This is a genomic window from Curtobacterium sp. VKM Ac-1376, from assembly GCF_015351025.1.
Taxonomy (GTDB): Bacteria; Actinomycetota; Actinomycetes; order Actinomycetales; family Microbacteriaceae; genus Curtobacterium.
Genome location: NZ_JADKRV010000023.1, coordinates 1 through 25,574 on the forward strand (window position 1 = coordinate 1; position 25,574 = coordinate 25,574).

Here is a 25,574-nt window from a genome sequence, read left to right on the forward strand (position 1 = left end):
GCCACCGGCACCGACGGAACAGCCGAGGGGGTCGCCGTCGGACCCGCGGTCGGACCGCCGGTGGGCATCGGGGTCGGCGTCGGGGTCGGCGTGGTCCCACCGTCACCCGGGGTCGGCGTCGGGTCCGTGCCCGGGTCCGTGTCGCCGCCCTCGCACGGGTACGTCCCCGTGCGCAGCGAGAACCCGTCGGTGTCGTTGTCGTCCGCGTAGAACGTCGCGCGCTCCCCGTCGGTGCAGGCGCCCGAGATCGCGAAGCCCTCGTTGGCGAGCGTCCGGTCGGCGTTCGACGGCGCCTCGTACAGCGTCGAGGCGGTGAAGGCACCGTCCGTCACCCCGTACAGCGCGGTCCGACCGGAGCACGCCTCGTCGCAGACCACCCAGAGCGCGTCGAGCGTCGGGTCGAACTGCACGTCGGCGACGACGGCGAGCGAGGTGGCGATCGTGGCGACCCGCTGGAACGAGCCGTCGTCCATCAGCGCGTAGGCGTAGACGCTCGCGGTGCCCTCGACCCCGACGAAGAACAGGCCATCGCCGTGGCCGGCGTAGCTCGACGGCGTGTACGCGGCACCGGTGTGCTCGTCCGTGAAACCGTGCGCGGTGAGCCAGGAGTCCGGGATCCAGGTGACACCCTCGAGGCCGGCGTTCGCGCCGAGCCCGGGGAAGTCCGCGGCGAGGTTCCACTCGTCGGTGGCGCGGAGCGTGGACTCGGAACCGTCGGTCGTGGCGTAGCGCAGGACCGACGGGCGGCTCGTGCTCGACACGTCGTTGTTGCGCTCCGTCGACACGTAGACCGCGCCCGGGTCGTCGCTCGTGACGGTCACGCCCTCGGCGTCCGGGGTGCCGGTGCCGTCGGCGTAGCGCAGGTCGGTGCCGGCGGTGTTCGACGGCGCCCAGCCACCCCTGTCATCGGAGGTCAGGCGGTACAGCAGCCCGTCGCCGTTCTGCACGGCCCAGAGCTGGCCGTCCTCCGACGTCGCCGAGGTCGTCCAGTCGAGGCCGCTCAGGTCGCCGGAGAACGTGTCCTCGTCGTCGAGCACGGTCTCGTCCGGGCCGCCGGGCCAGGCCTCGGCGGTGACGACGCCCGCGAACGTGTTCGTCAGGCCCTTCGTCGGGGCCGAGGTCTCGGCGAAGTCGCCAGTGCCGTCGGGGTTGCGACCGTACGACGTCGCGGCGTGCGCCGACCAGGAGTACGAGTCGACCAGCGCGCCGCTCCGGCCGAAGATCCGTGCGGAGTCGGCCTTGCCGAGCCCGAAGCCGAAGTCCGCCTCGTCGAGGACGGTGAACCCCCCGGCCGCCAGGGTCGTGCCCGCGGGGACGGTGTACTCGTGGTCGTCCTCGGCGTCCTTGAACACGTACCCGCCGAGGTCGACCGTGGTGCTGCCGGTGTTCGTCAGCTCCACCCAGTCGCCCGGGGCGCCGTCCTGCGACTCGACCTCGTTGACACGGACGGGCGAGGAGCAGTCGTTCGCGGCGCCCTTCGTCGAGGCCGTGGTGTCCACGAGCTCCCCGACCCCGTCAGCGCAGCGACCGTAGGTGACCGCCGCGTGGGTCGTCCACGCGTACCGGAGCACCGGGTCGCCGGCGGGGTCGTAGATGCGCGCGGTGTCGGCGCCGCCGAGCCCGAAGTCGAAGCCCGGCGCGGTGGCCGACAGCTGGTCGATCACGAAGTACCCGCCCGAGGCGATCGTCGACCCGGCGGGCAGCTCGTACGCGTCGTGGGTGCTGTCATCGTCGAGGAAGGCGTACCCGGTCAGGTCGATGGCGTCGTTCGAGGTGTTCTTCAGCTCGACCCAGTCGCTGTCGTCGCCGTTCGACTCGACCTCGTTGACGACGAGACCGTTCGCGGCGGCGGCACCGACGGCCGGGTCGTCGTCACCGACGGCGGCGAGGGCGGGGCTGGCCGTGGCGACACCGGCACCGACGACCAGCGCGGTCAGGATCGCGGCGCCGATGCGGACGGCGGGTGGGCGGAGGGCAGGAGTGCGCATGCAGAGTCCTTCTCGGGTGTTCGGGGGAGAGGAGGGCGGGACCTGCACGACTGTTCAGCACCAGGGCATCCGGCCGGTGGCCGGGCGGTGAACGCTCGGTGTCCCGGGATCCGGCCGACGCCGTGCACACACCACACGGCGGACGGGAGGCCCGTGGCGGCCGCGCACCGTGCCTCCCGTCCGCCCTGGGGTCGCGCCAGCCCCACTTGGTGAGCAGAAGACGTCGTCAGTGCCGGATGAGGAGCGTGCTCGCCCGCGGCGACAGTGCCGCGTCGAGCACCAGGCACGCGGCACCGACCGCGGCGACGTCGGCTCCGCGGTCGCTCTCGACCACCTGCACCTCGTGCTTCGGCACGAGCAGCGGTGACCCGGTGATGGCCGTCCGGGCTGCCGGCAGCGCGGCGCTCGCGATGCGGGACCAGAACGGTCCGCCGAACACCACGCGGTCGACGTCGAGCAGGTTCACGATGAGCACGACCGCGTTGCCCATCACGGTGCCGGCCTCGGCGGCGAGCGCGACGGCGGTGTCGTCCCCGGCCGCGATCGCCGCGGCGAGTTCGTCCCACGCGGCGTTCACCGCATCGACGGAGTCGGCAGGAGCGGCAGCGACGGGAGCGGCAGCATCGGAACCGACACCGCCGGACAGCGCCAGCCCCCGTGACCGCGCGATCCGGACCAGCCGGTCGGGCGCGACCGCGGCGCCGACCTCACCCCGCGTCTCCGAGCCGTCCGGGGTGCCGGCGAGCGAGCGCTGGTCGACCATGATGTGCCCGGCGTCGCCCGCGTTCGACCCCACGCCCCGCACCGGTTCGTGGTCGACGACGAGCCCGACGCCGAACCCCGTGCCGAAGTACACGAACGCGAAGTTCCGGGCCGAGGACTCCCCCGCCAGGAACATCTCGCCGACCGCGGCCGCCGTGACGTCCTTCTCGAGCAGGACCGGGTAGCCGGTGGCCTCGGCGAGTGCGTCCCGCAGGGGCACGTCCCGCCACCGCGGCAGGAAGGGTGGGTCGACCACGATCCCGGCCTCGACGTCGATCGGGCCGGGGCTCGCGATGCCGACACCCAGCACGGTGTCGACGTCCACTCCGGCGTCGGCGACGAGTCCGTCGACGGCGGACGCGATCGTCCGCACCGCCTCGGACGGGTCGTCGGCCGTCGGAGTCGAGGTCGTGGACGAGGCGATGACGGTGCCGGCGAGGTCGAGCAGCACGGAGGTGACGACGGCCGGGTCGATGTGCACGCCGACCGCGCACCGGCTGTTCGGCTCGAGCCGCAGGATGGTCCGGGGTTTGCCGCGGCCGGAGACGACGGTGCCGGACTCCGCGATCATGCCGGCCTCGATCAGGAACCGGGTGACGTTCGACACGGTCTGCGCGCTGAGCCCCGTGCGGGCTGCGAGTTCGACGCGGCTCAGGCCGTCGGGTGAGCGGCGGACGGCGTCGAGGACCACGGTGCGGTTGAACCCGCCGATCGACGGGAGGTTCGCTCCCCGTCGATGCTCTGCCATGCCGCGACGATACCGCGACAACGGTGCGGTCTCGGTCTGCCGTCGTCACTGGCCCCCACAGGGGTCGCACCGTTAGCCTGGCCGCATGTCCGACCTGCGCCTGGAAGAACTCTCCGCGAAGACCGCTGCCGCGGCCAACTCCCTGACGCTCAAGCCCGGGCAGGAACAGTTCGTGCAGCCGACGACCTACGGGGTCGCCGAGTCCGACGTCAAGCCGAGCTCGGCGTGGACCCGCGTGGTCCTCGACGACGACGAGGTGCTCGGCCTGATCATCGGCTCGTTCGACGCCGAGAACGCGCAGGAGGAACTGCGCAGCTGCATCTGGCGCGTCAACGTCGCGGCGTCCGCGCAGGGTCGCGGTGTCGGCCGGTTCGCCGTGCACGGCCTGGCGGACGAAGCCCGCAGCCGCGGGTTCGAGCGACTGACGGTCGTGTACGAGCCCGGTGGCGACGACAGCCCCGAGGCGTTCTTCCGCGCCGTCGGGTTCGAGGTCGTGCGCGAGACCCAGTACGGCGACGACTTCGCGGTCCTGACGCTCTAGTACTTCCCAACGACGTACTCTCCGACGACGTGCCCTCCGACGCTGTGCCGTCCGACGACGCAGCCGCCGACTTCGGCGCCGCCGTCGCCGAGGTCGTGCGGATGATCCCGCCGGGTCACGTCATGACCTACGGCGACGTCGCCGCAGCCCTCGGCTCGCGGGCGTCCCGTGCCGTCGGCAAGGTGATGGCCCACGAGGGTGCCGACCTGCCGTGGTGGCGCGTGGTGCGCGCGGGCGGGCACCCACCGCTGCACCACGAGGCCCGGGCGCTCGAGCACTACCGCGCCGAGGGCACGCCGCTCGTGCAGGGAACGGCCGCCTGGAGGCTCGACATGCGTCGCGCGCGCTGGTCGCCGTCCACGGATGCCGACGACCCGTTCTGACGCCCGCCCCGCACGCCGGCCGTCAGCGGTCGAAGCGCGCGCCCTTCGGGTTCGTGGGCAGCAGGCACAGCAGGTACACGACGAGCGAGCCGATGCCCGGCGCAACGTGCAGGAACTGCCAGAAGCCGGACAGGTTCGCGTCGTGCAGTCGTCGGGCACCGACCGCGAGCGACCCGATGAGCGTCGCGAGCACCCACAGCATGAACAGGTACGAGCCGACGGGGTTCTCAAGCACGGGGGTGTTCGGCGTGAACACCTGCGGGACGAGCTGCAGCACGAGCCCGATCGCGAACGACGTCAGCCACCACCACCAGAACTCGGCACGTGACGCCCGCCCGGTGAACACGGTGTACTTCCGCCAGAACCGTCGGACGGCCTCGGCGAACGGGGCACCGTAGAAGGGGTCGTGCAGGGCGACGCCGCCGGGCTGCACCACGCTGTCGTTGCTCATGGAGCAAGCCAACCACGTGGTGCAGCCCGACCGGGGCCTACACGAGCGAGTCGCGCCAGGCCGCGTGCAGCTGGGCGAACCGTCCGGTGCCGGCGATGAGGTCGGCGGGCGTGCCGTCCTCGACGATCTTGCCGTGCTCCATGACGAGCACCCGGTGGGCGATCGCGACGGTCGACAGGCGGTGCGCGATGATCACCGCGGTGCGGTCGGCCAGCAGGGTCTCCAGACCCTCCTGCACGAGTCGCTCCGAGGGGATGTCGAGCGATGCCGTGGCCTCGTCGAGGATGAGCACCTTCGGGTCCGCGATGAACGCCCGCGCGAACGAGAGCAACTGCCGCTGCCCGGCCGAAACACGACCACCGCGCTTGTTCACGTCGGTGTCGTACCCGTCGGGTAGCGCCATGATGAACTCGTGTGCGCCGACCGCCTTGGCCGACGCCTCGATCTCCTCGCGTGACGCCCCGGGCTTGCCGAGCGCGATGTTGTCCGCGACGGTGCCGGAGAACAGGTACGCCTCCTGCGTGACCATCACGATCGCGCGGCGCATGTCCTTCGTGTCGAGGTCGCGCAGGTCCACGCCGTCGAGCTTGACCGAGCCCTGGGTCGGGTCGTAGAAGCGCGCCATGAGCTTGGCGAGCGTCGACTTGCCGGCACCGGTGGACCCGACGAGCGCGATGGTCTGGCCCGCCGGGATGTGCAGGTCGAACTCCGGCAGCACGACCTTGCCCTTGTTGTAGGCGAAGACGACGTCGTCGAAGTCCATCTTGCCGGTGGCGTCCGCCAGCCGCGTCGGCTTCGCGGGGTCCGGCACGCTCGGCCGTTCCTCGAGGACGCCGGAGATCTTCTCCATCGCCGCCGAGGCCGACTGGTACCCGTTGTAGAACATCGCGAGCTCCTGCGCCGGGTCGAAGAAGCGCTTGGCGTACAGCGCGACCGCGAGCAGCGCACCGACCTCGAGCGTCCCGCCGACGATCCGGAAGCCGCCGACGATGACGACCGCGGCGAGCGTCGCGTTGCCGATGAGCACGAGCACCGGGTCGAAGGTCCCGAACAGGTTGAACACCCTCGTGTTCGCCACCCGGTAGTCCTCGACGAAGCCGCCGTACTCGTCACGGTTGCGGGACTCCTTGCGGAACGCCTGCACCGCGCGGATGCCCGTCATCGTCTCGACGAAGTGCACGATCACACGCGCCGAGGTGACGCGGGTGGACCGGAACAGCGTCTGCGAGTTCGTCTGGAACCAGCGGATCAGGAACCAGAGCGGCACGAGCGACACCGCGAGCACGAGCCCCGACGTCGGGTCGAGCAGCACCAGGGCCACCGCGGTGAACACCATGTACAGCACGCCCTGGATGAGCTGGTTCAGCCCGGAGTCGAGCAGCTCGCGGATCGAGTCGAGGTCACTCGTCTGGCGCGAGATGATCCGGCCGGACGTGTAGGTCTCGTGGAACTCGAGCGACAACCGCTGCGTGTGCAGGAACACCCGCTTGCGCAGGTCGAACAGGATCGCCTGGCTGATCCGCGCGGCGAGCACGGTGTACCAAGCGGTGAGGACCGCCCCGAGGACGGCCACGACGATGTACGTCGCGACGACCCCGAACGCCGGCACCCAGTCGTTCTGGTCCAGCACCGCGGGCAGGGCGTTGTCGATGCCCCACGCGATGAGCGCCGGACCCGCGACGGTGCCGGCCGTGGAGACGACCACGACGATCCCGAGCAGCACGAGCCGGAGCTTCAGCGGTGCCGCGAGTGACCCGAGCAGGGCGAGGGAGCGACGCCGCAGGCGCTTGCTCTCCGCCTTGGTGAAGTCCTCACGCTCCTCGCCGCGCACGCCCATGGTGGTGATCGAGGCGGTGACGGGGGCGGCAGACTGCTCGTCCGGAGCCTCGTGCGGGACGGACGCCGTTCCTCCCGGCAGGTTCTGGTCGGTCTGCTGGCTCATGCCATCGCCTCCTGTCGTGCGGTCTGGTCGTCGTCGTCCAGCGACGAGATGACGTAGCGGTAGTGCTCGTTGGTGGCCATCAGCTCGTGGTGGGTCCCGACGGCGGTGATGACACCGTTCTCCATCAGGGCGACCCGGTCGGCCAGCGTCACCGTCGACGGACGGTGCGCCACGATGAGCGACGTGGTCTCGGCGAGCACGCGACGCAGGCCCGCCTCGACCCGTGCCTCGGTGTCGACGTCGAGCGCCGACAGTGGGTCGTCGAGCACGAGGACCGACGGCCGCGCGGCGATCGCACGGGCGAGCGCCAGGCGCTGGCGCTGCCCACCGGACAGCGACAGCCCCTCCTCACCCACGCGGGTGTCGACCCCGTCGGGCAGGTCGTCCACGAACGACGCCTGCGCGATGTCGAGCGCCTCGCGCATCAGCGCCTCGGCATCCTCGCCCTGCACGTCCGGACGGCCGAGCAGCACGTTCTCGCGCACCGTCGACGAGAACAGGGTGGCGTCCTCGAACGCGACGCCGACGTGGCGCCGCAGTTCCTCACGCGTGAGGTCACGGATGTCGACGCCGTCGATCGTCACCGAGCCGCCGGTCACGTCGTACAGGCGAGGCACGAGCGAGAGCAGCGTCGTCTTGCCGGAGCCGGTCAGTCCGACGAGCGCCATGGTCTCGCCCGGCTCGAGCTGCAGCTCGACGCCGTTGATCAGGTCCGGGTACTGCGGTGCGGAGTCCTGGTACCGGAAGTGCACGCCGTTGAACGACAGCGCACCGTGCGGCTCCGCGATCGTCTTCGGGTGTTCCGGGTCGGTGATCGTGTTCTCGGAGTCCATCACCTCGAAGAAACGGTCGACCGCGGTGCGGGTGTCGAACGTCATCGAGAGGAAGAACCCGATCGACTCGATCGGGAACCGCAGCACCGTCGCCGTCGCGAAGAACGCGAACAGCTGCCCGACGCTGAGTTCCCCCTGCGATGCCAGCCAGATGCCGGCGAGCAGGCACAGCGCGAACGCGACGTCCGGCACGAGCAGCAGCCACAACCAGATGCTCGCGATGGCCTTCGCCTTCTTGATCTCGGTGCCGCGCAGCGCCTCCGCCTGCTCGCTGAACTCCTCGAGCTTCGCACCGCCGCGACCGAACGCCTTGAGGACGCGGATGCCGTGCACCGACTGCTCGACGCTCGTCGCCAGGTCGCCGACCTGGTCCTGGCTGCGGCGCGCGACGGCGGAGTACCGGCGCTCGAACAGCAGCCCGTTGATCCAGAGCGGGATCGACGCGACCAGGAAGATCAGGCCGAGCATCCACCCGAAGGTGAACAGCACGACGAAGCCGACGACGATCGTCACGATGTTCACGACGAGCAGGACCACACCGAAGGCCAGCCAACGGCGGATCAGGGACAGGTCCGACACGGACCGGGACAGCAGCTGGCCGGACTCCCACCGGTCGTGGAACGCGACCGGCAGGTCCTGCAGCTTCGCGTACAGGGCGTTCCGCATGCTCGTCTCGATGCGCGTCGATGGGCGCATCACCATCCGGCGACGCGAGGCGATGAACACCGACTCGAGCACGCCGAGCGCGAGCACCGCGAGACCCGCGGGCCAGATCTGCGAGGAGTCGCGCGACGACAGCGGACCGTCGACGAGCCACTGCAGCACGTAGGGGATGGCGAGCGCCACCAGGGAGGCACCCAACGCCGCGGCCATGCCGGCGATGAGGCGGCCCTTGTAGGGCTTCACGTAGGGGTAGATCCGCGCGATCGCGCGGAAGGTGGACGGGCGCGCCGTGGTGGGCGACTTGGACATGCGTTGCGTCCTCATGCGTCTGCCGTGTCCCCGGGTCGCGCTGCGCGGTGCTTGCTTGCTTGCTTGCTTGCTTGCTTGCGTCGCGTGGCGTCGGCCTGGAGGCTCGGTGTGGCGTTGCGTGGTGATCGTCGGCCGAGCGCGTGGTCGCGCCTCCGCCGTCACTCGCGTGACGTCGGACGGGCCGGAGGGCACCGGGAGACACGCGTCCCCCGGGTTCAGGCGGGTGGTTCGCGGACGCTGGTGGTGCGGCGCCGCGGGGCCGTGGGAACGGCCCGACTAGACGGCGTCCGCGACGCGGGGTCGCGGTGCGATCGTCGATCGCCGTGCGGGAGCGGTCCCCACGATGGACACGAGACCTGCACGGGCGGCCGTCGCCACGGTTCCGGTCATGGTGTCCATCGTCACTCCAGTCGTCGTCTTCGTCACCGTTGTGTCCGCGGTGCCGCCGGTCCCGAGGGATCGTCGGCTGCCTGCCGCGGAGCCTTACAGACTATTCACAGGCCGACCCGGTGCGCAATGGGACGCCACCATTTCTTCAGATCAATGGAAGAAGTGGCGCTCGCTCGTGAAGTACATCGTGACGCCGGCGGCCGTCGCTGCGGCGATGACCTCGTCGTCGCGGACGCTGCCGCCGGGCTGCGCGACGGCGCGGACGCCGGCGTCGATCAGCACCTGCAGGCCGTCGGCGAACGGGAAGAACGCGTCGGACGCGGCGACGCTGCCGGCCGCCCGGTCCCCGGCACGGTTCACCGCGAGGTGGCACGAGTCGACCCGGTTGACCTGACCCATGCCCACGCCGACGCTCGCACCCCGGTTCGCCAGCAGGATGGCGTTCGACTTCACCGAGCGGCTCGCCTTCCACGCGAAGGCCAGGTCGGCGAGGGTCTGGTCGTCGGCGGGCGCACCCGCGACGAGGGTCCAGGTCGCCTGGTCGAAGGCGGTGAACCGGTCGGCGTCCTGCACGAGGAACCCGCCGGAGATCTGCTTGACCTCGCGGTCGGCGAGCGCGAAGTCCGCCGGCAGCGTGAGCAGGCGGATGTTCTTCTTGCGCGACAGGACCTCGAGCGCCTCGGGATCGAAGCCGGGGGCGACGACGACCTCGGTGAAGATGTCCTTCACCGTCTCCGCCATCGCCACGGTGACCGGGCGGTTCGCCGCGATGACCCCACCGAACGCCGAGAGCGGGTCGCAGGCGTGCGCGGCGGCGTGGGCCGAGGCGATCGGGTCGGTGGCGTCGGCCGGGGCGATCGCGATGCCGCACGGGTTCGCGTGCTTGATGATCGCGACGGCCGGCTCGTCGAAGTCGAAGGCCGCACGGACCGCCGCGTCAGCGTCGACGTAGTTGTTGTACGACATCTCCTTGCCGTGCAGCTGCGTCGCCTGCGCGATGCCGGTGCCGTCCGACGTCGTGTAGAGCGCCGCGGCCTGGTGCGCGTTCTCGCCGTAGCGCAGGGTCGCGGACAGGTCGGCCTCGAACGACAGGTGCTCGTCGAATGCGCCCGGGGTCCGGATGTCACCGGAGGTCGTCGGCGCCGCAGCGGCCGTGACGACGTCACTCGCGAAGTAGGACGCCACCGCGGTGTCGTAGGCGGCGGTGTGCGCGAAGGCCTGGGCAGCGAGGCGCTTCCGGAGCTCGAGCGTGGTGCCGCCCGAACGGACCGCCTCGACGACCTCGGGGTAGGACGCCGGGGACACGACGATCGCGACGTTCGGGTGGTTCTTCGCCGACGCGCGGACCATCGCCGGGCCGCCGATGTCGACGTTCTCGACCACGGTCGCGGTGTCGGCGCCCGAGGCCACCGTCTCGACGAACGGGTAGAGGTTCACGACGACGAGTTCGAACGGCGCGATGTCGAGGTCGGCGAGCTGCTGCTCGTGTGACTCGAGGCGCAGGTCGGCGAGCAGGCCGGCGTGCACCGACGGGTGCAGGGTCTTCACACGACCGTCGAGCGATTCCGGGAACCCGGTGACGCTCGCGACGTCGGTGACCGCGTACCCGGCGTCACGGATCGTCCGCGCCGTGGAACCGGTCGACACGATCTCGACCCCGGCGTCGGCCAGGGCGCCGGCGAGCTCGAGCAGCCCGGACTTGTCACTCACCGAGATGAGTGCACGGCGGACCGGGACCACGTCGCGGTCGCGGTAGAGGCTGGGATCGGCTGCGTGCACGCTCATGCGCTCGGGGTGCCCTTCAGGTCGGTGGTGCCGTTGGCGATGTCGAGGATGGTCTGGATGAGCAGGCGGCGCTCGACCGGCTTGATGCGGTCGTGCAGCGTCGACTCGGTGTCACCCGGCAGCACGGGGATGCGCTCCTGGGCGAGGATCGGCCCCGTGTCGACGCCGTCGTCGACCGCGATGACGCTCGCACCGGTCTCGGTGACGCCGGCGGCGAGGGCGTCCCGCACACCGTGGGCGCCGGGGAACTCGGGCAGGTACGCCGGGTGGGTGTTGATGATCCCCGGCGCGAACTCGGACACCACGGCCGGGGGCAGCAGGCGCATCAGGCCGGAGAGCACGAGCAGGTCGGGCGACCACGGGCGGATCTGCTCCGCGAGGCCCTGGCCCCACTCGGCGCGCGAGCCGTAGCGGGTGAACGGCACCGTGAAGGTCGGGATCGAGAACTCCTCGCCGAGGCCGAGGCCTTCGGCGTCGCGGTCGGCACCGATGGCGACGACACGGGCGGGGTACTCGGCGTCGAAGGTCGCTTCGAGCAGGGCTCGGAGGTTCGACCCGGTACCGGAGATCAGGACGACCAGTTCGAGCACGGCACCAACCCTACCGGGACCCGCGAGGTCGGCCGGCGCTGTTACCGGTCGTCCTTCGGCTGCCGCCACCACGGCAGTTCGTCCTCGGGGATCTGGTCGGTGACGTCCCACTTCGCCGCGCGGGCCTGGGGGGTCGGCGTCGGCGCGGACGCTCGGGCCTCGGGCGTGACGTCCACGCGGTCCGCGTCGGCCGTCTCGTCCACGTCGTCGCGTCCGGCGACGAACTCCTCGGTGCTCCACGGGAACGCGGGCTGGGCGTCGGTCGGCACCGGGGTGGGTGCAGCTGCCGGGGCGGGCGCTGCGGGTCGCTCGGGGCTGGGCTGCTGCGGTTCGGCGTCGGACCCGGTCACGCGGTCGCGGAGCTCGCCGGCCCGGCCGCGGATGCCGTCGGCAGCGCCCGCGAGACGGTCGCGGAGACCACCGAGCGCCGCACGCCCGGCACTCCGGCGCGACGGCTCCGGCTCGGCGGCCAGGCGTTCGGAAGCCACGGCGTCGGTCTTCGCCCAGTCGGGGAGTTCGACGTCGTGGTCGGTGTCGCCGGCGCGCGGTGCGACGGGTGCGGGTGTGGGTCGTGCGGGTGCCGCGTCGGCGGGCTCGCTGTCGGTCGGCGCGCTGCTGACCGGCTCGGTCACGTGCTCGGTCGCTGCGCGGGATCGTGCAGCGGTCGACCCGTCGTGGGACTCCTCGACCACGAAGCGGTGCACGTCGGTGGTCCGCCCGGCCCCGGCCTGGTCGAGCGCGGCCAGGAGCGAGCCCTCGCCGACGACCGCCGCGGTGTCGTCGTCGTCGGCCTCGGTCCAGCGCTCCCGCGTCCAGCCGCGGTCCGGCAGGCGCACCAGGTCGCTGCCGACCGCGAGGGCGATGATCGCGGGCAGGCCGACCTCGAGTGCGGCGAACCCGCCGACCGCGAGCGCGTGCGGGCCGACCTCGGCCAGACGCCCCGGTCCGAACGCGCCGGACGTCGACCAGGCGATCAGGCCCGTGAGCACCCCGGCGACCAACCCGGCCGCGACCCCGCCGAAGGCACGGTGCAGCGCGGAGTCCGCGGCGCCCAGGGCACGGACCAGCCGGGGCCGCATCGACCCGCCGATCGCGAACCCGGCGATGACCGGCACGAGGATCCAGACCAGCCCGAAGGTGTGGCCGGAGGTCGGCAGCGCGCCGAACACCGGCAGTCCCGGGATCGGACCGAGTGTCGTGGCGATCGGGGACACGCTCGACCCGGAGCCGATCGCGAAGCCCGGACCGATCAGCCACGAGGTCGCCCACCCGACGAAGTCCGGCAGGAACGCGAGCTGCCCGACGGTGAGCGCGATCCCGCCGATGACGCCGGCGTGCGACTGCTCGTACAGGGTGATGACCTCGGCGAACGAGGTGAAGAGCAGCAGCGCGACCAGCACCGCGGCGACCCCGACGACGACGGCGGTCGCGGCGGTGCCGGCACGCAGGCCGAACGCGGCGAGGGCCCGCCAGACCGAGGGGATGCGGTCGACCAGGTCGATGACCCGCTGGGTACCGGCGTCCGCGGGCATGGCACGGCGACGGCGGCAGACCTCCGAGGACACGAGCGCCGGGATCCCGAACCAGAGCGCGGGCAGCACCACGGCCTGCCAGACGGTGGGGTGCGTCGCAGCGGAGGTGGACGACAGCGCGACGGCCAGCCCGAGGACCGCGACGACGGCGGTGCCGACGAGCAGCCCCGTGGTCCGGTGCTCGGTCTCGGCGAACCGACGACCGGCCCGGCCGCCGAGCCAGGCCGTCACGACCGCGAACCCGAGGGCGGCGAGGGTCACGTGGATGGGGTCGGCGGCGCCGCTGACCCCGGAGCTCTTGGCCACCGCGGACCCGAGCAGGAACGAGACGTCGACACCGTGGCCGACGAGCCAGACGCTGCCGGTGGCCTTCCAGAAGACGTCCCAGTCGATCTGCAGGCCGTACTCGAACCCCCAGAGCAGCGTCAGCGGGACCAGGGCGACCCCGATGACGACGCCGACCGTCACGACCGCCTCGATCGCGGCGAGCAGAGCGGTTCCCAGGCGGTTCATCGCAGCGAGGATACGTGAGCCGCAGCCGGAACGACGGGAGGCTCGGCGCGGAACCCGCACCGAGCCTCCCGGCTTCGTCCCGACCATCTGCCGGGCGCTGGTCGCTAGCGGGCGGCGACGACCTCGCGCAGCAGCGCGGCGGTCTCGGACGGGGTCTTGCCGACCTTGACGCCCGCGGCCTCGAGCGCCTGCTTCTTCGCCTCGGCGGTGCCGGCGGAACCGGAAACGATCGCTCCGGCGTGGCCCATCGTCTTGCCCTCGGGGGCGGTGAAGCCCGCGACGTAACCGACGACCGGCTTGGTGACGTGCGCCTTGATGAACTCGGCCGCGCGCTCTTCGGCGTCACCACCGATCTCACCGATCATCACGATGGCCTCGGTCTCGGGGTCGGCCTCGAACGCGGCGAGCGCATCGATGTGCGTCGTGCCGATGACCGGGTCGCCGCCGATGCCGATGGCGGTCGAGAAGCCCAGGTCACGGAGCTCGTACATCATCTGGTAGGTCAGGGTGCCGGACTTCGAGACGAGCCCGATCGGGCCCTTGCCGGTGATGGTCGCCGGGGTGATGCCGACGAGCGACTCCCCCGGGGTGATGATGCCGGGGCAGTTCGGACCGATGATCCGGGTCGTGCCGCCCTTCGCCTTGGCGTGCGCCCAGAACTCGGCCGAGTCCTGCACCGGGATGCCCTCGGTGATGACGACGACGAGCGGGATCTCGGCGTCGATGGCCTCGAGCACGGCGTCCTTCGCGAAGGCCGGCGGGACGAAGACGATCGAGACGTCGGCACCGGTGGTGTCGATGGCCTCGCGCACCGTCCCGAACACCGGCAGCTCGACGTCGCCGTGGGTGACGGTGGTGCCGGCCTTGCGGGCGTTGACACCGCCGACGACGGTCGTACCGGCCTTGAGCATCAGTGCGGTGTGCTTCGTGCCCTCGCCGCCGGTGATGCCCTGGACGATGACCTTGGAGTCCTTGTTGAGGAAGATCGACATGGTCAGTCCCTTCAGGCCGCTGCGGCGGCGAGTTCGGCGGCCTGCTCGGCCGCGTCGTCCATGGTCGCGGCGACGGTGACGAGCGGGTGCGCTGCCTCCGCCAGGATCCGACGACCCTCTTCCACGTTGTTGCCGTCGAGGCGCACGACGAGCGGCTTGGTGGCCGCGTCGCCGAGGATGCCGAGCGCTGCGACGATGCCGTTCGCGACGGCGTCGCAGGCGGTGATGCCGCCGAAGACGTTCACGAACACGCTCTTCACCTGCGGGTCGCCGAGGATGACGTCGAGGCCGTTGGCCATGACCTCGGCCGAGGCGCCGCCACCGATGTCGAGGAAGTTGGCGGGCTTCACGCCGCCGTGCCGCTCACCGGCGTAGGCGACGACGTCGAGCGTCGACATGACGAGCCCCGCGCCGTTGCCGATGACGCCGACCTGGCCGTCGAGCTTGACGTAGTTCAGACCGTGGGCCTTCGCCTTGGCCTCGAGCGGGTCCTCGCTCGCGGTGTCCTCGAGCTGCTTGTGGTCCTCGTGCCGGAAGTCGGCGTTCTCGTCGAGCGAGACCTTGCCGTCGAGCGCCAGGATCTGGCCGTCGCCGGTGCGGACGAGCGGGTTCACCTCGACGAGGGTCGCGTCCTCGCCCTTGTAGACGTCGTAGAGCTTCACGAAGACCTCGGCGACGGCGTCCTGCAGCTCCGATGGGAAGTTCGCAAGGCGAGCGATCTCGAGCGCGGCTGCCTTGTCGATGCCCGTCAGCGGGTCGACCTCGACGCGGGCGAGCGCCTCGGGCTTCTCGACGGCGAGCTGCTCGATCTCCATGCCACCCTCGACGCTGGTGAGCGAGAGGTAGGAGCGGTTCGCGCGGTCGAGCAGCACGGAGAAGTAGAACTCCTCGGCGATGTCGGCACCCTGGGCGACCATGACGCGCTGGACCGTGTGGCCCTTGATGTCGAGGCCGAGGATGGCCTGCGCGTGCTCGAACGCCTCGTCCGGGGTCTTCGCGACCTTCACGCCGCCGGCCTTGCCGCGACCGCCGACCTTCACCTGCGCCTTGACGACCACGACGCCACCGATCTTCTCGGCCGCCGCCTTCGCCTGCTCGGGGGTGTCGGCGATGATCCCCTGCAACACGGGGACGCCGTAGGACTCGAAGAGGTCCCTGGCCTGATACTCGAAAAGATCCACGCTGTTCTTCTTCCCGCACGGTTCGTGCGATCGGCATCGGTTTCCCGGTCGCGCACTCCACATCGAGGGTCGCTCGATGTCGAGACAACGGCCGCCACGCAGCCTAGCGCTGCTCGGTGGACGGGCGGTGCACGGACGGGAGGCCCGGGTCGGCTCCGGCACGCATCAGCCGCTGCGCGCATCGCCGGAAGTGGTTCCAGCTTCCGCCCGGCACGGTGGATCCGTGCAGCCAGAACTCCGTACCCGCGCCACCGACGTCTTCGGGTGGCAGCTCCGCCCCGAGCAGGAGCAGGTGATCGAGGCCGTCCTGGCCGGACGCGACGCCCTGGCCGTGATGCCGACGGGCTCCGGCAAGTCCGCGATCTACCAGGTGGCCGGTCTCGGGCTGGACGGCATCGTCGTGGTCGTCTCCCCCCTCGTCGCCCTGCAGGAGGACCAGGTCGTCGGGCTCGAGCACCACCCGGACGCACCCCGCGCCGTCGCGATGAACGCCACGAAGAAGGCGCGTGACGTCGCCGACGGGTGGGACGCCGTCGCCGCGGGCGAGGTCGGCTACGTGTTCCTCGCACCGGAACAGCTCGTGAAGGACGACGTGCTCGAGCGGCTCCGCGACGCCGGGGTCGCGCTGGTCGCCGTCGACGAGGCGCACTGCATCTCCTCCTGGGGCCACGACTTCCGACCGGACTACCTGGCGCTCGGCGAGGTCGCGGAGCGCCTGGGCCGCCCGCCGGTGCTCGCGTTGACCGCGACCGGCTCGGCTCCGGTGCGGGACGACATCGTCGAGCGGCTCGGCATGCGCGACCCGTTCGTGCTCGCCTCGGGGTTCGACCGCCCCGGCATCCGCCTCGAGGTCGTGCGGCACGCCGAGGACGCCGAGAAGCGCGCGGCCGTGGTCGACCAGGTCGCCGAGCTCGACGGGCCCACGGTCGTCTACGTCGCCACCCGCGCGGCGACCACGGAGTACGCCGACGCCCTCGCTGCCCGCGGTCGTCGCGCCCAGCCGTACCACGCCGGCATGCGGGTGGCGGAGCGCGAGGCCGTGCACACCGGGTTCCTCGACGGCGACGTCGACGTGGTGGTCGCCACGAGCGCGTTCGGCATGGGCATCGACAAGCCCGACGTCCGCTCCGTCGTGCACGCCGACGTCCCGGAGTCGATCGACGCCTACTACCAGGAGATCGGGCGGGCCGGGCGTGACGCCGAGCCGGCCGGCGCCATCCTGCACTACCGCGCCGAGGACTTCGGACTGCGCACGTTCTTCGCGTCAGGATCGCCGCGACCCGCATCGGTCCGGGCCGTGTTCGACGCCGTCCCGCCGACCGGCTCGATCGCCCGCTCCGCACTGGTGGAGGCCTCTGGCCTGTCGGCCCGCACCGCCGGTCGAGCACTCAACGCCCTGCTCGACGCCGGTGCCCTGCGCGACGACGTCGACGGTGTCTCCCGGGTGCCGGACGGCCCGCAGGACGCCGACCGTGCGGCCCGTGCCACCGCCGACCGTGCCGCCGAACGGGAACGGGTCGAGGAGTCCCGCATCGCGATGATGCGCCAGCTCGCCGAGACGACCGGGTGCCGCCGCCAGTTCCTGCTCGGCTACTTCGGCGACGAGCTGCCGGAGCCCTGCGGCAACTGCGACACCTGTTCGTCCGGCACGGCCCACGAGGCCGCTGCCCACGTGGCCGACGGTGCGAACGACACCGCCTGGCCGCCGGATGCCCGCGTCGAGCACACCGAGTGGGGCACCGGCGTCGTGATGAGCACCGAGGAGGACCGCATCACCGTGTTCTTCGAGTCCGCCGGGTACCGCACGCTCGCGCTCGCCGACGTCGAGGAGCGCGACCTGCTCGAACGCGTCTGACGGACGCAGGCCCGGGCGGGGGAAGGCGCGGTCGCTCGACCACCCGTCGGCGACCGCGCTCCACTCCCCCGAGCATCCGCGATGCTGCCGGGCCCGCGTGACCGGCAGGTGACGCCCGGGTGAACACGACACGAAACCGGACGGCCGCCAAGCGGTGGCGGGTAGGCAGGAAGCCCGCAACGGAAAGGAACCACCCATGAGCGACCCCGGCATCAGCCCCGTCGACGGTTTCGACGCGCAGCAGCGCCGTGACGACGACATCGACCGCGAGCACGTCGGCCCGTACGAGGTGGACGAGGCGGAGGAGTCCCTGGAGACCGTGACGAACGACGCGGTCGCCGGCGAGACCGTGGAACCGCAGCCCGGTGACGGCACCGACGACGGTCCGACCGGCGGATCGCCGCGCGAGGGTTCGCCCGACCTGTGGGAGCACGAGAACGAGCAGGACGAGGACCGCGCCGACCTCGGCAACGACCTCGGCACCAAGCCGCTCTGACCCTCCTTCCCACCAGGCTCATCCGGAACACGGCTCGGTAGCATCGGGCCGTGTTCCGACGAGTCCGCGCCAGTGTCCGCAGCATGCCCTCGGCAGCGCGGCTGGTGGCGGTCGCCGCGATGCTCCTGGTCGCCGCCTCGGCACACCTCGCGGCCCGCTCGGAGCCCGGTGGCCGCTGGGTCCCGCTCCTCGTCGTCGGCATCGTCGGCGCGATCGTCACCGGATCGCCGACCCGCCTCTGGCCGCTCCCCGCGATCTGGCTCGTCGCGACGCTCCTCGCCCTGACCGGCGACGTCCCCGTCGACCCCGTCGACCCCGCGTACGCGATGGTCGCACTGGCGGTCGGCGCGGTCGCGCTCCTGGCGGCGATCGCCGTGGACCTGCGGCCCGTCCTGCGGGCGCGACGCCGACGGGGTGCGGCGTGACCACCCCACGGCCTGGAGGCCCGGCACACGACCCGCACCGTGCCTCCCGTCCGTCTCCTGCGCACGTCCACGACCGTCACCTGCGTCGGTTCCTCGCCGACAGCACGCCCGTGGCCGCGGGCGGCCGCGCCATCCTGCTGCAGATCGCCGACCCGGTCGTCGCGGCCGGTGTCCGGCGGCACTCGGACTTCGCACGGCGACCCCAGCAGCGGCTCGCCCACACCCTGATGTTCGTCTACGCCGTCGTCGTCGGCACGGAGTCGGACTCGGCGACCGCAGCCGGCTTCGTGAACCGCGCGCACCGGCCGGTCGCCGGCGCCGACGACGTCGACCGGCAGCTCTGGGTGGCCGCCACCCTGTTCGACTCGGCCCGGCAGGCGCACGACCTGTTCGGCGCGCGCGTCTCCGCGGACCGCGCCGAGCAGGTCCTCGCCGCCTACGCCCCGATCGCGACCGCGCTGCGGGTACCGGCGGACCGCTGGCCGACCTCGGTGGCGGCCTTCGACCGGTACTGGCAGCGGACGCTGGAGGGGCTCGAGGTCACCGACGACGCCCGCGGGGTCGTCCGCGACCTGCTGCACCCGCGGTTCGCGCCGCTGTGGGTGCGGGCGGCGATGCCCCTCGTCCGCATCGTGACCGTGGGGATGCTGCCGGAACGGGTGCGCACGGCGTACGGCTTCGCCTGGGGGCCGCGGGAGGAACGGCGCTTCCGGCGCACCGTCCGGGTGGTGGCCGGGGTGCGGGCGCTGGTGCCGGGGGTGCTGCTGCGACTGCCGGGGCCGTTGCTGCTGCGGGCGATGCGGCGGACCGCGGGGCGGTACGCGACGGCCGGTGCCGGTGCCGGTGCTGGTGCTGGTGCTGGTGCTGGTGCTGGTGCTGGTCAGCCTGCGAGTACCCGCACGGCGTAGTCCCCCACCATCACGACGTCACCGGGCCGGGCGATGACCTGTGCACCGCCCACGCTGGGCTCCTGGGCACCGGATGCGCGGACGACCACCGTGCCGTTCGACGATCCGAGGTCCTCGACCACCAGGCCGCCGTCCCCGGTCGGCCGCATCGCGGCGTGCTCGCGCGACACCGACTTCCCCGGGTCGTCGAGCAGCACGGCTCGTCGCCCCGGCGCGGTCGGGACGCGTCGCCCCACGACGACCGGCTGGTCGAGCGGCACGACGGTGCCCGGCGCGACCTCGAGCACGAGTCGCGGCACGACGCCGATCGTCGGCAGCGGCTGCTCCGTCCGGACGACGGCGTCCGGTTCGTCGTCCGACACCGGAGCCGCGGGCAGCACCCAGGCGCGGGACAGGTACCCGGCCTGCCGGTCGCGCTCGACGTCGGCACGCGTGACCACCGGGCGCTTCGGAGTGTCGTCGTCCTTCCGGCGTCGAGCCACCGTGTACCCCTCGTTCTGGTGATTGTTCAGAAGTGGTGCGAGATGCAACGCGATCAAGTATGGTCGAACCGCGCCGGGGGTCGCCCGGTACTTCACATACGCATCGGGAGGGCATGCGCCATGGCCAATGTCAACGTCACCTACGACGATCTTCGCAACCAGGCTTCGCAGCTTCGCAACGGCCAGAAGGCCATCGAAGACCAGTTGAGCCAGCTCAAGAGCCAGATCGACAACCTCGTCTCGTCGGGGTACGTCACCGACAAGTCCTCGAAGGCGTTCGACTCGACGTACTCGGAGTTCAACTCCGGCGCGACGCAGACGATCCAGGCCATCGACGGCATGGCCGGGTTCCTCGAGAGCGCGGCGAACACCCTCGAGTCGACCGACGAGCAGCTCGCGTCCAGCATCGGCTGAGACCGGCTCGGAACGGTGGTGGCCGGCGTCTTCGGATGCCGGCCACCGCTCTCGCTGCTCCGGCAGCACACACTTCGAACGACGACTTGACCAACGGGGGGACCGTGGGCGGCACACTCAAACTCGATCTCGACATGATCGGCGGCCTGGCAGCTGATCTCTCGCGGCTGCACGGCGACTTCGAACACGTCGCCTCGGCTGGTGCTGACTACAAGTCCGGGGTCGGCTCGTCGACCATCGTCAGTGCGATCGACGAGTTCGCCAGCAACTGGGACATCCGCCGGGGGCGGCTCCAGGAGTCGATCAAGGCGGTCGCCGAGATGGCTGAGAGCGCACACGACGGTTTCACGCAGACCGAGGTCGAACTCGCCAACAAGATCCTCGGGAAGGACAGCTGATGGCGCGTCCTACCGACTGGAGCGCCGTCGACCTGCCGATCGACCCGGTGCCCGGCGATCCCACGGAGATCCGCCAGTCCGCATCGGGCGCCCGTTCGATCGAACGGGCCATCACCGAGCAGGTCAACCGCCTCAATTCCCTCAAGGACGGCGAGGGTTGGGAGAGCGAGTCGGGTACCAAGTTCCGCGACTCGGCCGGTGACCTCGCTGGCGCCATCGAGAAGGCGAAGGGTCGCTACACCCAACTCGCCGCGGCGCTCGACGACTGGGCGAACGGGCTCGAGGGGCTCCAGCGCGAGGCCGACGCGGCCCTGGTGCAGGCGCAGGACGCGCGGGATGCGCACCGCGCGGCGGCGAACCAGACGATCACCGCCGAGGCCGACAGCCCGGACCACCAGGACCAGGTCGACGCGCAGGACCGCGCGCTGAGTGCGGCGCAGGGCGACATCGACGCGGCGAAGGCGATCATCCACCGGATCGCTGGCCCGTCCGGGCTGGCAGGCGAGTACGGGGACCTCTCCGACCGTGTCGCGAGCCGCATCCGGGACGGTGCGGACGACGGGATGAAGGACGGCTGGTTCGACCACGTGAAGCAGGCGATCCACGATGCCAAGGGGGTGCTCGAGGCGATCAAGAGCATCCTGAACGTGGTCGCCCTCGTCCTCGTGGTGGCCGCGGTCATCGTCGCCTTCGCGATCCCGGGCGTCAACCTCATCGCGTTCGCCGTCGCTGGTCTCGTCGTGGCGAGTCTGACGTGCGGTATCACTGCAACGCAGGCCGCCGCCGGAGACGCCACAGCATCGGATGTGGCGTGGGCGGCCGTCGGCGTCGCGGCGTCCGCTGTAGGCCTCGGAGCCGCGAAGACTGCTGCGTCCGCGCTACCGGCCTTGACACGGTCGACCCTGCAGTCCGGCGCACGCGGAGCTGCGAACAGCGCGCGAGCGGCCGGCATCCCGGAGGGACCGGTCTTCTCTGCCAAGTACGCCGAACTGCGAGCGAGCGCGGCAGCGGTCGGCGACAAGGCCTGGGTCAAGTTCTTCGACAACACGCTCACCAACGGTGCGATCGCGCCGGTGCTCATCAGCCGGCTTGCGAGCGGAGGGCCGATCGCTCAGGAGATGCTGCCGAAGATCCTGCTCCCAGCCGTGACCGCCTCGGTACTCGGGGCGAAGGGCATCTACGACGGCGTCGTCGACGCTGCTGACGACCTCGGCGACCTCTTCTCCGGCAACTACTGGAAGAACGCGACGTCGGTGCAGGTCGGCTCTCTGTGACCGGCTACCGCCTGCAACTCCCGGAAGGGTGGATCCGGACCCGTCTCTCCGGCGACCTCGACCACGTCGTCGACCAGATGGTCGAGCGGACGATCCCGCGCGGACGCTTCGGAGACTCGGACGGTGCCATCGCCAGACGCCGGCTCAGAGACGACCTTCGCCAGTCCTTCGGCGCCGCCGCCGACGCAGGAGCGGTCGACATGTACTCCTTCGAGGGCGAGGTCAGCGGTGTCCGGCTGCCGATGAGCTTCTCGGTCTCCGTGGCGCACTTCGGCGCGACCGTCGGCGCCCTGCCGCTCGAGGTCTTCGCAGAGGCGCTCAGCGACTCGGGTGACGCGCGGGTCGTCGACTTCCCCGCGGGCAAGATGATCCGTGCTCGGAAGGAAGTCAGCAAGACTGCCGGAGCAGCACTCCGCGCCGCAGGGCCCCCTGCTACCGGGATCGGTCTCCTCTCCGCGTCGTCCCAGCGCTCGCTGGAGGCGTTGAACCGATTCGTCGCAGACAACGCCGACGTCGAGGTGTCAACGACAACGGTCGATTACCTCGCTCCCATCCCGGGTGAGCAGGGGACCTTCGTCCTCGTTTCGCTGACGGCTCCCGGCCCCACGGACGTCGAAGCACGTGTCGGGCACTTCGACGTGCTCATGGCAGGGTTCGGGTGGACACGATGACGACGCGGCTGGAGGTCCCTGTCACCACCGTGATGGCCCCGCTCGGGATCGTGTCGAACCGCGTCCAGACCAGCGAGGACCTCGCCGCGACGGATCGCGAGGACCTTTCCGAGCTCGGCCAGCTGCTGGCTGCGCGGGGAGCAGATGCCGCATGGGCCCTCCTCGACGAAGTCGACGATTCGATCGCGTCCTGGATCGCGCTCACGCTCCGACCCCTCGGAGGTGCTGCGCCGGGTGTCGTCCGTCGAGCCGCGCGCTACGACGATCCGATCGAGAGCGACGAGGCGATGCGCAACACGACGCTCGGCCGAGCGCTTCGACTTCGACAACGAGCCGCCATCACAGCGCCGAGGCGCGACGAACCGAATGCCACCATCGTGAGCGAGAGTCTCAATTGGTCGTGGGTCCTCCCCGCGGACATGATGTTGTGCGTGCACTCGAACACAACACAACTGGTCTATGCCGATTGGGTCGCCCGTCACGTCGATCTGGTAGCGAACGGCATCGACGTTGTCCACTGATCTCCCTGAACTCGTCGTCCGCAGCGCGGTCGTCAGTGATCGGGCAGCGGCGCGTGACCAGTTCATCGGTCTGACCGTCGTCGATGGCACGGTCTTCTCGGTCCGATCGGACGGCCGCATCGAGACGCTCTGCTCCGGCATCCGCCGAGCGGCATGGGCTCCCGCCACGGCACTGCCACGGGAGATCGGCGTCGTCACCTCCGTCGGGGCGGTTGTCCTGATCAGCGACGACAGCACCAACGTGTTCCCACTGGACGTGTGGTGGATCGAGCCTGCCGCTCCGGCGACGCCTCGCCAAGCAGTGTCATCAAGCGGGTTCGACGACCTCGCCGACCGACTCGGTCTCGAGATCGCGTTCGATCCGGACGCGATGGCGGGCTTCCAGACAGCGAGCGCCGTCGTCCACGTCCCGCTTCCGGACACCGCAGCACGCCGCGCCCGACGGCGCACCTTCGTGGTCGCGCTCCTGCAGGCGATCGCGCTCGTTCCCGTCCCCATCGCGTTCGCGCTGCTCGGCCGAGGGTGGGGCGGCAGCGTCGCGGTGCTGGGTTGGCTGAGTGCGGCCGTCTCAGCAGCCGCTCTGGTGAACGTCGTGCTCAGTGTCCGAGGACGACGTCGAACGCGACTGCGGATCGGGACCACGGTGGTTCGTCCGAGATCCGGGCCCGGGTGGTTCCGAGAGCGAGCCGCCATCTCAGTCGCGAGCGGCATGGTCGTGATCGACGACGGACGCGGCCGATCCGTCCTGCTGTCCACACCGCAAGCGACCTCATCCGCGTCGGCTGTCGTTCGTGCGCGCACGGTCCGCGGGAAGCAGGCTCGCGCGGTACTGATCGACGGGACGGACGTCGTCCGCGCCGAGCTGCCGTTCGCGTTCTGGCCCGAGTCCGACATCGACGAACTGCTCCGAGAGCTCTCGGTGATCCGAGATGCAGGCAGCGACCGACGCAGGTCTGCGGACGTGCGCTTCGACCCGCACCGCGGTGCCGCCGTTCCTGGCATGTCACTCATCGCGTGGACCTCGCTCGGGGTCGTCCCGCTCATCACCGTGGGCGGTGCGACGATCCTGCAACTGATGGTCTCGGTCTTCGCGAAGATCGGAGGGCCGCTGACATGGGGGATCGCCCTCTCGTTCGGTTCCGCGTCCGTCGTGATCCTGCTCGCGGTCATCGGCACCGAGCTCGGCGGACGACTGCCCCCTGTCGAACCGCCACCTCGAGGTTTCCGGCCTTCTCGGACCTTCGGGTCTGTTGTCGGCTGGTTCGTCCTCCTCTCCGCCGTGGCAGTCGGTCTTCTCGCGGTCGGAGACCCGGGGACCGCCTGCTACGCGGAAGCGCTCGCCTTCGCGAGTGTGGCGTTGCACTGGTCGCTGTACCGTCGCCGTGCCATCCAGTTTCGTCGTGGAGTGACGAGCATCGGGCGCTGGCTCGCAACGGGATGCAGGAATTGACCGGACAGCCGAGAAGGGAGAACTCCTGATGGGACTCGAATTCGATTACGTCAACGCCTGGACGAGGTTCATCGAGGGCGCCCCGGCCACCGCCGGGCGCGCCGCAACAGCGAACGTGATCAGCCACATCCACCGGCCTGTTCCGAAGCGTGTCGCAGGATCGCTCGAGTCGGCGATGACTGAACTGGCACGACTGCGGAACGACGTCGATGCCCACGACTTCTTCGTCCTGACGACCGACGCCCCGACCATCGAGATACTCGCCTACACGGTCATCCAGTACTTCCCAGGACTCGATGCTGCAGCCCAGGCGGTCGACGACGCACTCCTCCCGCTCGCCGAACGGACAGCCGATGCCGATGTGTCCACCGTCACGACGGCACTCGGTCCCGCCACGAGGATCCTCGACCGGACGGAGACACCGGCTCGCTCACTCCTGCGCCGCGCGGTTCCGTCCACGACGATCCGATGGGTGCAGCCCATCGGACAGCTGCCCGATCCGCTGACCGCCGTCCTGACCACGTTCATCCCGAAGCGTGCTGACGAGTCGTTCGCTGCGCCCTTGGCCGACCAGTTCGCCCTCGGGCTGGTGCTCACTCCAGACGCCGAGTGAGAACGACCACGACAACTACCACGACCACGACCACCGACCCGCGAAGGAAGCGATGACACGACGGCTCCCCCGCACACCCGGACGCCGCTGGGCCGCATTCGCCCGCGACGCGGTGATCGTGCTGGCCATCGGTGTCGGCGTCTCCCTCCTCCCAGGTGGCAAGTACGACACGGGCCCCTGGGACGGACCGACCGCGTGGCTCATCCGGTACGTCGTGTGGGCATTCGCGTTGGTCGTCGGCGTCGTCATCGGAAGTCGTCACCTGAAGGCATCCCGTCCATCGAGGGGCGGACGATGACGACGCCCGCTGGCGGCGGCGCACCGCCCGCGCACGTGCAGCGCATGACCTGGCCGTTCGTGTCCGACGCATCCACGGCGCGACGTGACCGATAGGGGCTGCACTGAGCCCGTGTCGAGGTGAACCGACCCGCTCCCCCACACCGCGCCTCCAGGCCGAGCGCCCA

General features: G+C 71.1%; 25 protein-coding genes. 14 read left to right on the forward strand and 11 right to left on the reverse strand.

Annotation, left to right across the window (positions count from 1 at the left end):
- Positions 1 to 1,988 (reverse strand): lamin tail domain-containing protein (locus ITJ56_RS16560; protein WP_194631735.1); only part of this gene is annotated, 1,988 nt, incomplete at its 3' end.
- A gap of 226 nt (positions 1,989 to 2,214) precedes the next feature.
- Complete coding sequence (locus tag ITJ56_RS16565; protein WP_194631736.1) at positions 2,215 to 3,498, reverse strand: ROK family transcriptional regulator; 1,284 nt, start codon at positions 3,496 to 3,498, stop codon at positions 2,215 to 2,217.
- A gap of 85 nt (positions 3,499 to 3,583) precedes the next feature.
- On the opposite strand from ITJ56_RS16565, the gene ITJ56_RS16570 reads away from it, so the two are divergent.
- Both ITJ56_RS16570 and ITJ56_RS16575 read left to right on the forward strand, forming a co-directional pair.
- Positions 3,584 to 4,039 (forward strand): GNAT family N-acetyltransferase, encoded by a 456-nt coding sequence (locus ITJ56_RS16570; protein ID WP_194631737.1) that lies wholly within the window; start codon positions 3,584 to 3,586, stop codon positions 4,037 to 4,039.
- A 29-nt stretch (positions 4,040 to 4,068) separates the two neighbouring features.
- A complete protein-coding gene (locus ITJ56_RS16575; RefSeq protein WP_323749851.1) occupies positions 4,069 to 4,422 on the forward strand; it encodes an MGMT family protein in 354 nt (117 codons plus the stop codon).
- A 22-nt stretch (positions 4,423 to 4,444) separates the two neighbouring features.
- Here ITJ56_RS16575 and ITJ56_RS16580 read toward each other — a convergent pair whose 3' ends face one another.
- From ITJ56_RS16580 to sucC, 8 genes are all read right to left on the reverse strand, one after another.
- Positions 4,445 to 4,873, reverse strand: coding sequence for a DUF805 domain-containing protein (locus tag ITJ56_RS16580; protein ID WP_194631738.1), 429 nt, complete (start codon positions 4,871 to 4,873; stop codon positions 4,445 to 4,447).
- Positions 4,874 to 4,910: 37 nt separating this feature from the next.
- Positions 4,911 to 6,710 (reverse strand): ABC transporter ATP-binding protein, encoded by a 1,800-nt coding sequence (locus ITJ56_RS16585; RefSeq protein WP_194631763.1) that lies wholly within the window; start codon positions 6,708 to 6,710, stop codon positions 4,911 to 4,913.
- A 101-nt stretch (positions 6,711 to 6,811) separates the two neighbouring features.
- Positions 6,812 to 8,620, reverse strand: a complete 1,809-nt coding sequence (locus tag ITJ56_RS16590) for an ABC transporter ATP-binding protein (protein ID WP_194631739.1) — start codon at positions 8,618 to 8,620, stop codon at positions 6,812 to 6,814.
- 540 nt (positions 8,621 to 9,160) lie between these two features.
- Entirely contained in the window at positions 9,161 to 10,795 is a 1,635-nt protein-coding gene (gene purH / locus ITJ56_RS16595) for a bifunctional phosphoribosylaminoimidazolecarboxamide formyltransferase/IMP cyclohydrolase (protein WP_194631740.1), read from the reverse strand.
- Positions 10,792 to 11,385: a phosphoribosylglycinamide formyltransferase gene (purN, locus tag ITJ56_RS16600; RefSeq protein WP_194631741.1), complete on the reverse strand. Its 594-nt coding sequence runs from the start codon at positions 11,383 to 11,385 to the stop codon at positions 10,792 to 10,794. Before purN ends, purH begins: the two co-directional genes overlap by 4 nt.
- A 41-nt stretch (positions 11,386 to 11,426) precedes the next feature.
- Entirely contained in the window at positions 11,427 to 13,430 is a 2,004-nt protein-coding gene (locus ITJ56_RS16605) for a DUF6350 family protein (protein ID WP_194631742.1), read from the reverse strand.
- 104 nt (positions 13,431 to 13,534) lie between these two features.
- Complete coding sequence (sucD, locus tag ITJ56_RS16610) at positions 13,535 to 14,422, reverse strand: succinate--CoA ligase subunit alpha (RefSeq protein ID WP_194631743.1); 888 nt, start codon at positions 14,420 to 14,422, stop codon at positions 13,535 to 13,537.
- Between the two features lie 11 nt (positions 14,423 to 14,433).
- Positions 14,434 to 15,603, reverse strand: coding sequence for an ADP-forming succinate--CoA ligase subunit beta (sucC, locus tag ITJ56_RS16615; protein ID WP_194631744.1), 1,170 nt, complete (start codon positions 15,601 to 15,603; stop codon positions 14,434 to 14,436).
- 223 nt (positions 15,604 to 15,826) lie between these two features.
- Here sucC and ITJ56_RS16620 point away from each other — a divergent pair, with 223 nt between their 5' ends.
- From ITJ56_RS16620 to ITJ56_RS16635, 4 genes are all read left to right on the forward strand, one after another.
- Entirely contained in the window at positions 15,827 to 17,458 is a 1,632-nt protein-coding gene (locus tag ITJ56_RS16620; RefSeq protein ID WP_194631745.1) for a RecQ family ATP-dependent DNA helicase, read from the forward strand.
- A 196-nt stretch (positions 17,459 to 17,654) separates the two neighbouring features.
- Complete coding sequence (locus ITJ56_RS16625; protein WP_194631746.1) at positions 17,655 to 17,954, forward strand: hypothetical protein; 300 nt, start codon at positions 17,655 to 17,657, stop codon at positions 17,952 to 17,954.
- A gap of 50 nt (positions 17,955 to 18,004) precedes the next feature.
- The gene (locus ITJ56_RS16630; RefSeq protein WP_194631747.1) at positions 18,005 to 18,379 is read left to right on the forward strand and encodes a hypothetical protein; all 375 of its coding nucleotides are present in this window, start codon (positions 18,005 to 18,007) and stop codon (positions 18,377 to 18,379) included.
- Positions 18,376 to 19,287, forward strand: a complete 912-nt coding sequence (locus tag ITJ56_RS16635; RefSeq protein WP_194631748.1) for an oxygenase MpaB family protein — start codon at positions 18,376 to 18,378, stop codon at positions 19,285 to 19,287. The genes ITJ56_RS16630 and ITJ56_RS16635 overlap by 4 nt, the downstream gene beginning before the upstream one ends.
- Here ITJ56_RS16635 and ITJ56_RS16640 read toward each other — a convergent pair.
- A complete protein-coding gene (locus ITJ56_RS16640; protein WP_194631749.1) occupies positions 19,260 to 19,769 on the reverse strand; it encodes an FHA domain-containing protein in 510 nt (169 codons plus the stop codon). The two genes, ITJ56_RS16635 and ITJ56_RS16640, sit on opposite strands and share 28 nt — an antisense overlap.
- A gap of 120 nt (positions 19,770 to 19,889) precedes the next feature.
- On the opposite strand from ITJ56_RS16640, the gene ITJ56_RS16645 reads away from it, so the two are divergent.
- From ITJ56_RS16645 to ITJ56_RS16680, 8 genes are all read left to right on the forward strand, one after another.
- Positions 19,890 to 20,183: a WXG100 family type VII secretion target gene (locus ITJ56_RS16645; protein WP_111089241.1), complete on the forward strand. Its 294-nt coding sequence runs from the start codon at positions 19,890 to 19,892 to the stop codon at positions 20,181 to 20,183.
- Between the two features lie 104 nt (positions 20,184 to 20,287).
- Positions 20,288 to 20,581, forward strand: coding sequence for a hypothetical protein (locus ITJ56_RS16650; RefSeq protein WP_194631750.1), 294 nt, complete (start codon positions 20,288 to 20,290; stop codon positions 20,579 to 20,581).
- Positions 20,581 to 21,855, forward strand: coding sequence for a hypothetical protein (locus ITJ56_RS16655; protein ID WP_194631751.1), 1,275 nt, complete (start codon positions 20,581 to 20,583; stop codon positions 21,853 to 21,855). The genes ITJ56_RS16650 and ITJ56_RS16655 overlap by 1 nt, the downstream gene beginning before the upstream one ends.
- The gene (locus ITJ56_RS16660; RefSeq protein ID WP_194631752.1) at positions 21,852 to 22,526 is read left to right on the forward strand and encodes a hypothetical protein; all 675 of its coding nucleotides are present in this window, start codon (positions 21,852 to 21,854) and stop codon (positions 22,524 to 22,526) included. The genes ITJ56_RS16655 and ITJ56_RS16660 overlap by 4 nt, the downstream gene beginning before the upstream one ends.
- On the forward strand, positions 22,514 to 23,047 hold the full coding sequence (locus ITJ56_RS16665) for a hypothetical protein (RefSeq protein ID WP_228518113.1): 534 nt from the start codon (positions 22,514 to 22,516) through the stop codon (positions 23,045 to 23,047). Before ITJ56_RS16660 ends, ITJ56_RS16665 begins: the two co-directional genes overlap by 13 nt.
- The gene (locus ITJ56_RS16670) at positions 23,037 to 24,497 is read left to right on the forward strand and encodes a hypothetical protein (protein WP_194631754.1); all 1,461 of its coding nucleotides are present in this window, start codon (positions 23,037 to 23,039) and stop codon (positions 24,495 to 24,497) included. The genes ITJ56_RS16665 and ITJ56_RS16670 overlap by 11 nt, the downstream gene beginning before the upstream one ends.
- Positions 24,498 to 24,525: 28 nt before the next feature.
- Positions 24,526 to 25,110: a hypothetical protein gene (locus ITJ56_RS16675; RefSeq protein ID WP_194631755.1), complete on the forward strand. Its 585-nt coding sequence runs from the start codon at positions 24,526 to 24,528 to the stop codon at positions 25,108 to 25,110.
- Positions 25,111 to 25,162: 52 nt separating this feature from the next.
- A complete protein-coding gene (locus ITJ56_RS16680) occupies positions 25,163 to 25,408 on the forward strand; it encodes a hypothetical protein (RefSeq protein WP_194631756.1) in 246 nt (81 codons plus the stop codon).
- Positions 25,409 to 25,574 lie beyond the last annotated feature (166 nt).

What these genes read in the sequence shown, in the direction of transcription:
- ITJ56_RS16565 (WP_194631736.1), bottom strand. Translation starts at nt 3,498, where the DNA reads ATGGCAGAGCATCGACGGGGAGCGAACCTCCCGTCGATCGGCGGGTTC.
- ITJ56_RS16570 (WP_194631737.1), top strand. Translation starts at nt 3,584, where the DNA reads ATGTCCGACCTGCGCCTGGAAGAACTCTCCGCGAAGACCGCTGCCGCG.
- ITJ56_RS16580 (WP_194631738.1), bottom strand. Translation starts at nt 4,873, where the DNA reads ATGAGCAACGACAGCGTGGTGCAGCCCGGCGGCGTCGCCCTGCACGAC.
- ITJ56_RS16585 (WP_194631763.1), bottom strand. Translation starts at nt 6,710, where the DNA reads ATGGGCGTGCGCGGCGAGGAGCGTGAGGACTTCACCAAGGCGGAGAGC.
- ITJ56_RS16590 (WP_194631739.1), bottom strand. Translation starts at nt 8,620, where the DNA reads ATGTCCAAGTCGCCCACCACGGCGCGCCCGTCCACCTTCCGCGCGATC.
- purH (WP_194631740.1), bottom strand. Translation starts at nt 10,795, where the DNA reads ATGAGCGTGCACGCAGCCGATCCCAGCCTCTACCGCGACCGCGACGTG.
- ITJ56_RS16605 (WP_194631742.1), bottom strand. Translation starts at nt 13,430, where the DNA reads ATGAACCGCCTGGGAACCGCTCTGCTCGCCGCGATCGAGGCGGTCGTG.
- sucD (WP_194631743.1), bottom strand. Translation starts at nt 14,422, where the DNA reads ATGTCGATCTTCCTCAACAAGGACTCCAAGGTCATCGTCCAGGGCATC.
- ITJ56_RS16625 (WP_194631746.1), top strand. Translation starts at nt 17,655, where the DNA reads ATGAGCGACCCCGGCATCAGCCCCGTCGACGGTTTCGACGCGCAGCAG.
- ITJ56_RS16645 (WP_111089241.1), top strand. Translation starts at nt 19,890, where the DNA reads ATGGCCAATGTCAACGTCACCTACGACGATCTTCGCAACCAGGCTTCG.
- ITJ56_RS16655 (WP_194631751.1), top strand. Translation starts at nt 20,581, where the DNA reads ATGGCGCGTCCTACCGACTGGAGCGCCGTCGACCTGCCGATCGACCCG.
- ITJ56_RS16675 (WP_194631755.1), top strand. Translation starts at nt 24,526, where the DNA reads ATGGGACTCGAATTCGATTACGTCAACGCCTGGACGAGGTTCATCGAG.
- ITJ56_RS16680 (WP_194631756.1), top strand. Translation starts at nt 25,163, where the DNA reads ATGACACGACGGCTCCCCCGCACACCCGGACGCCGCTGGGCCGCATTC.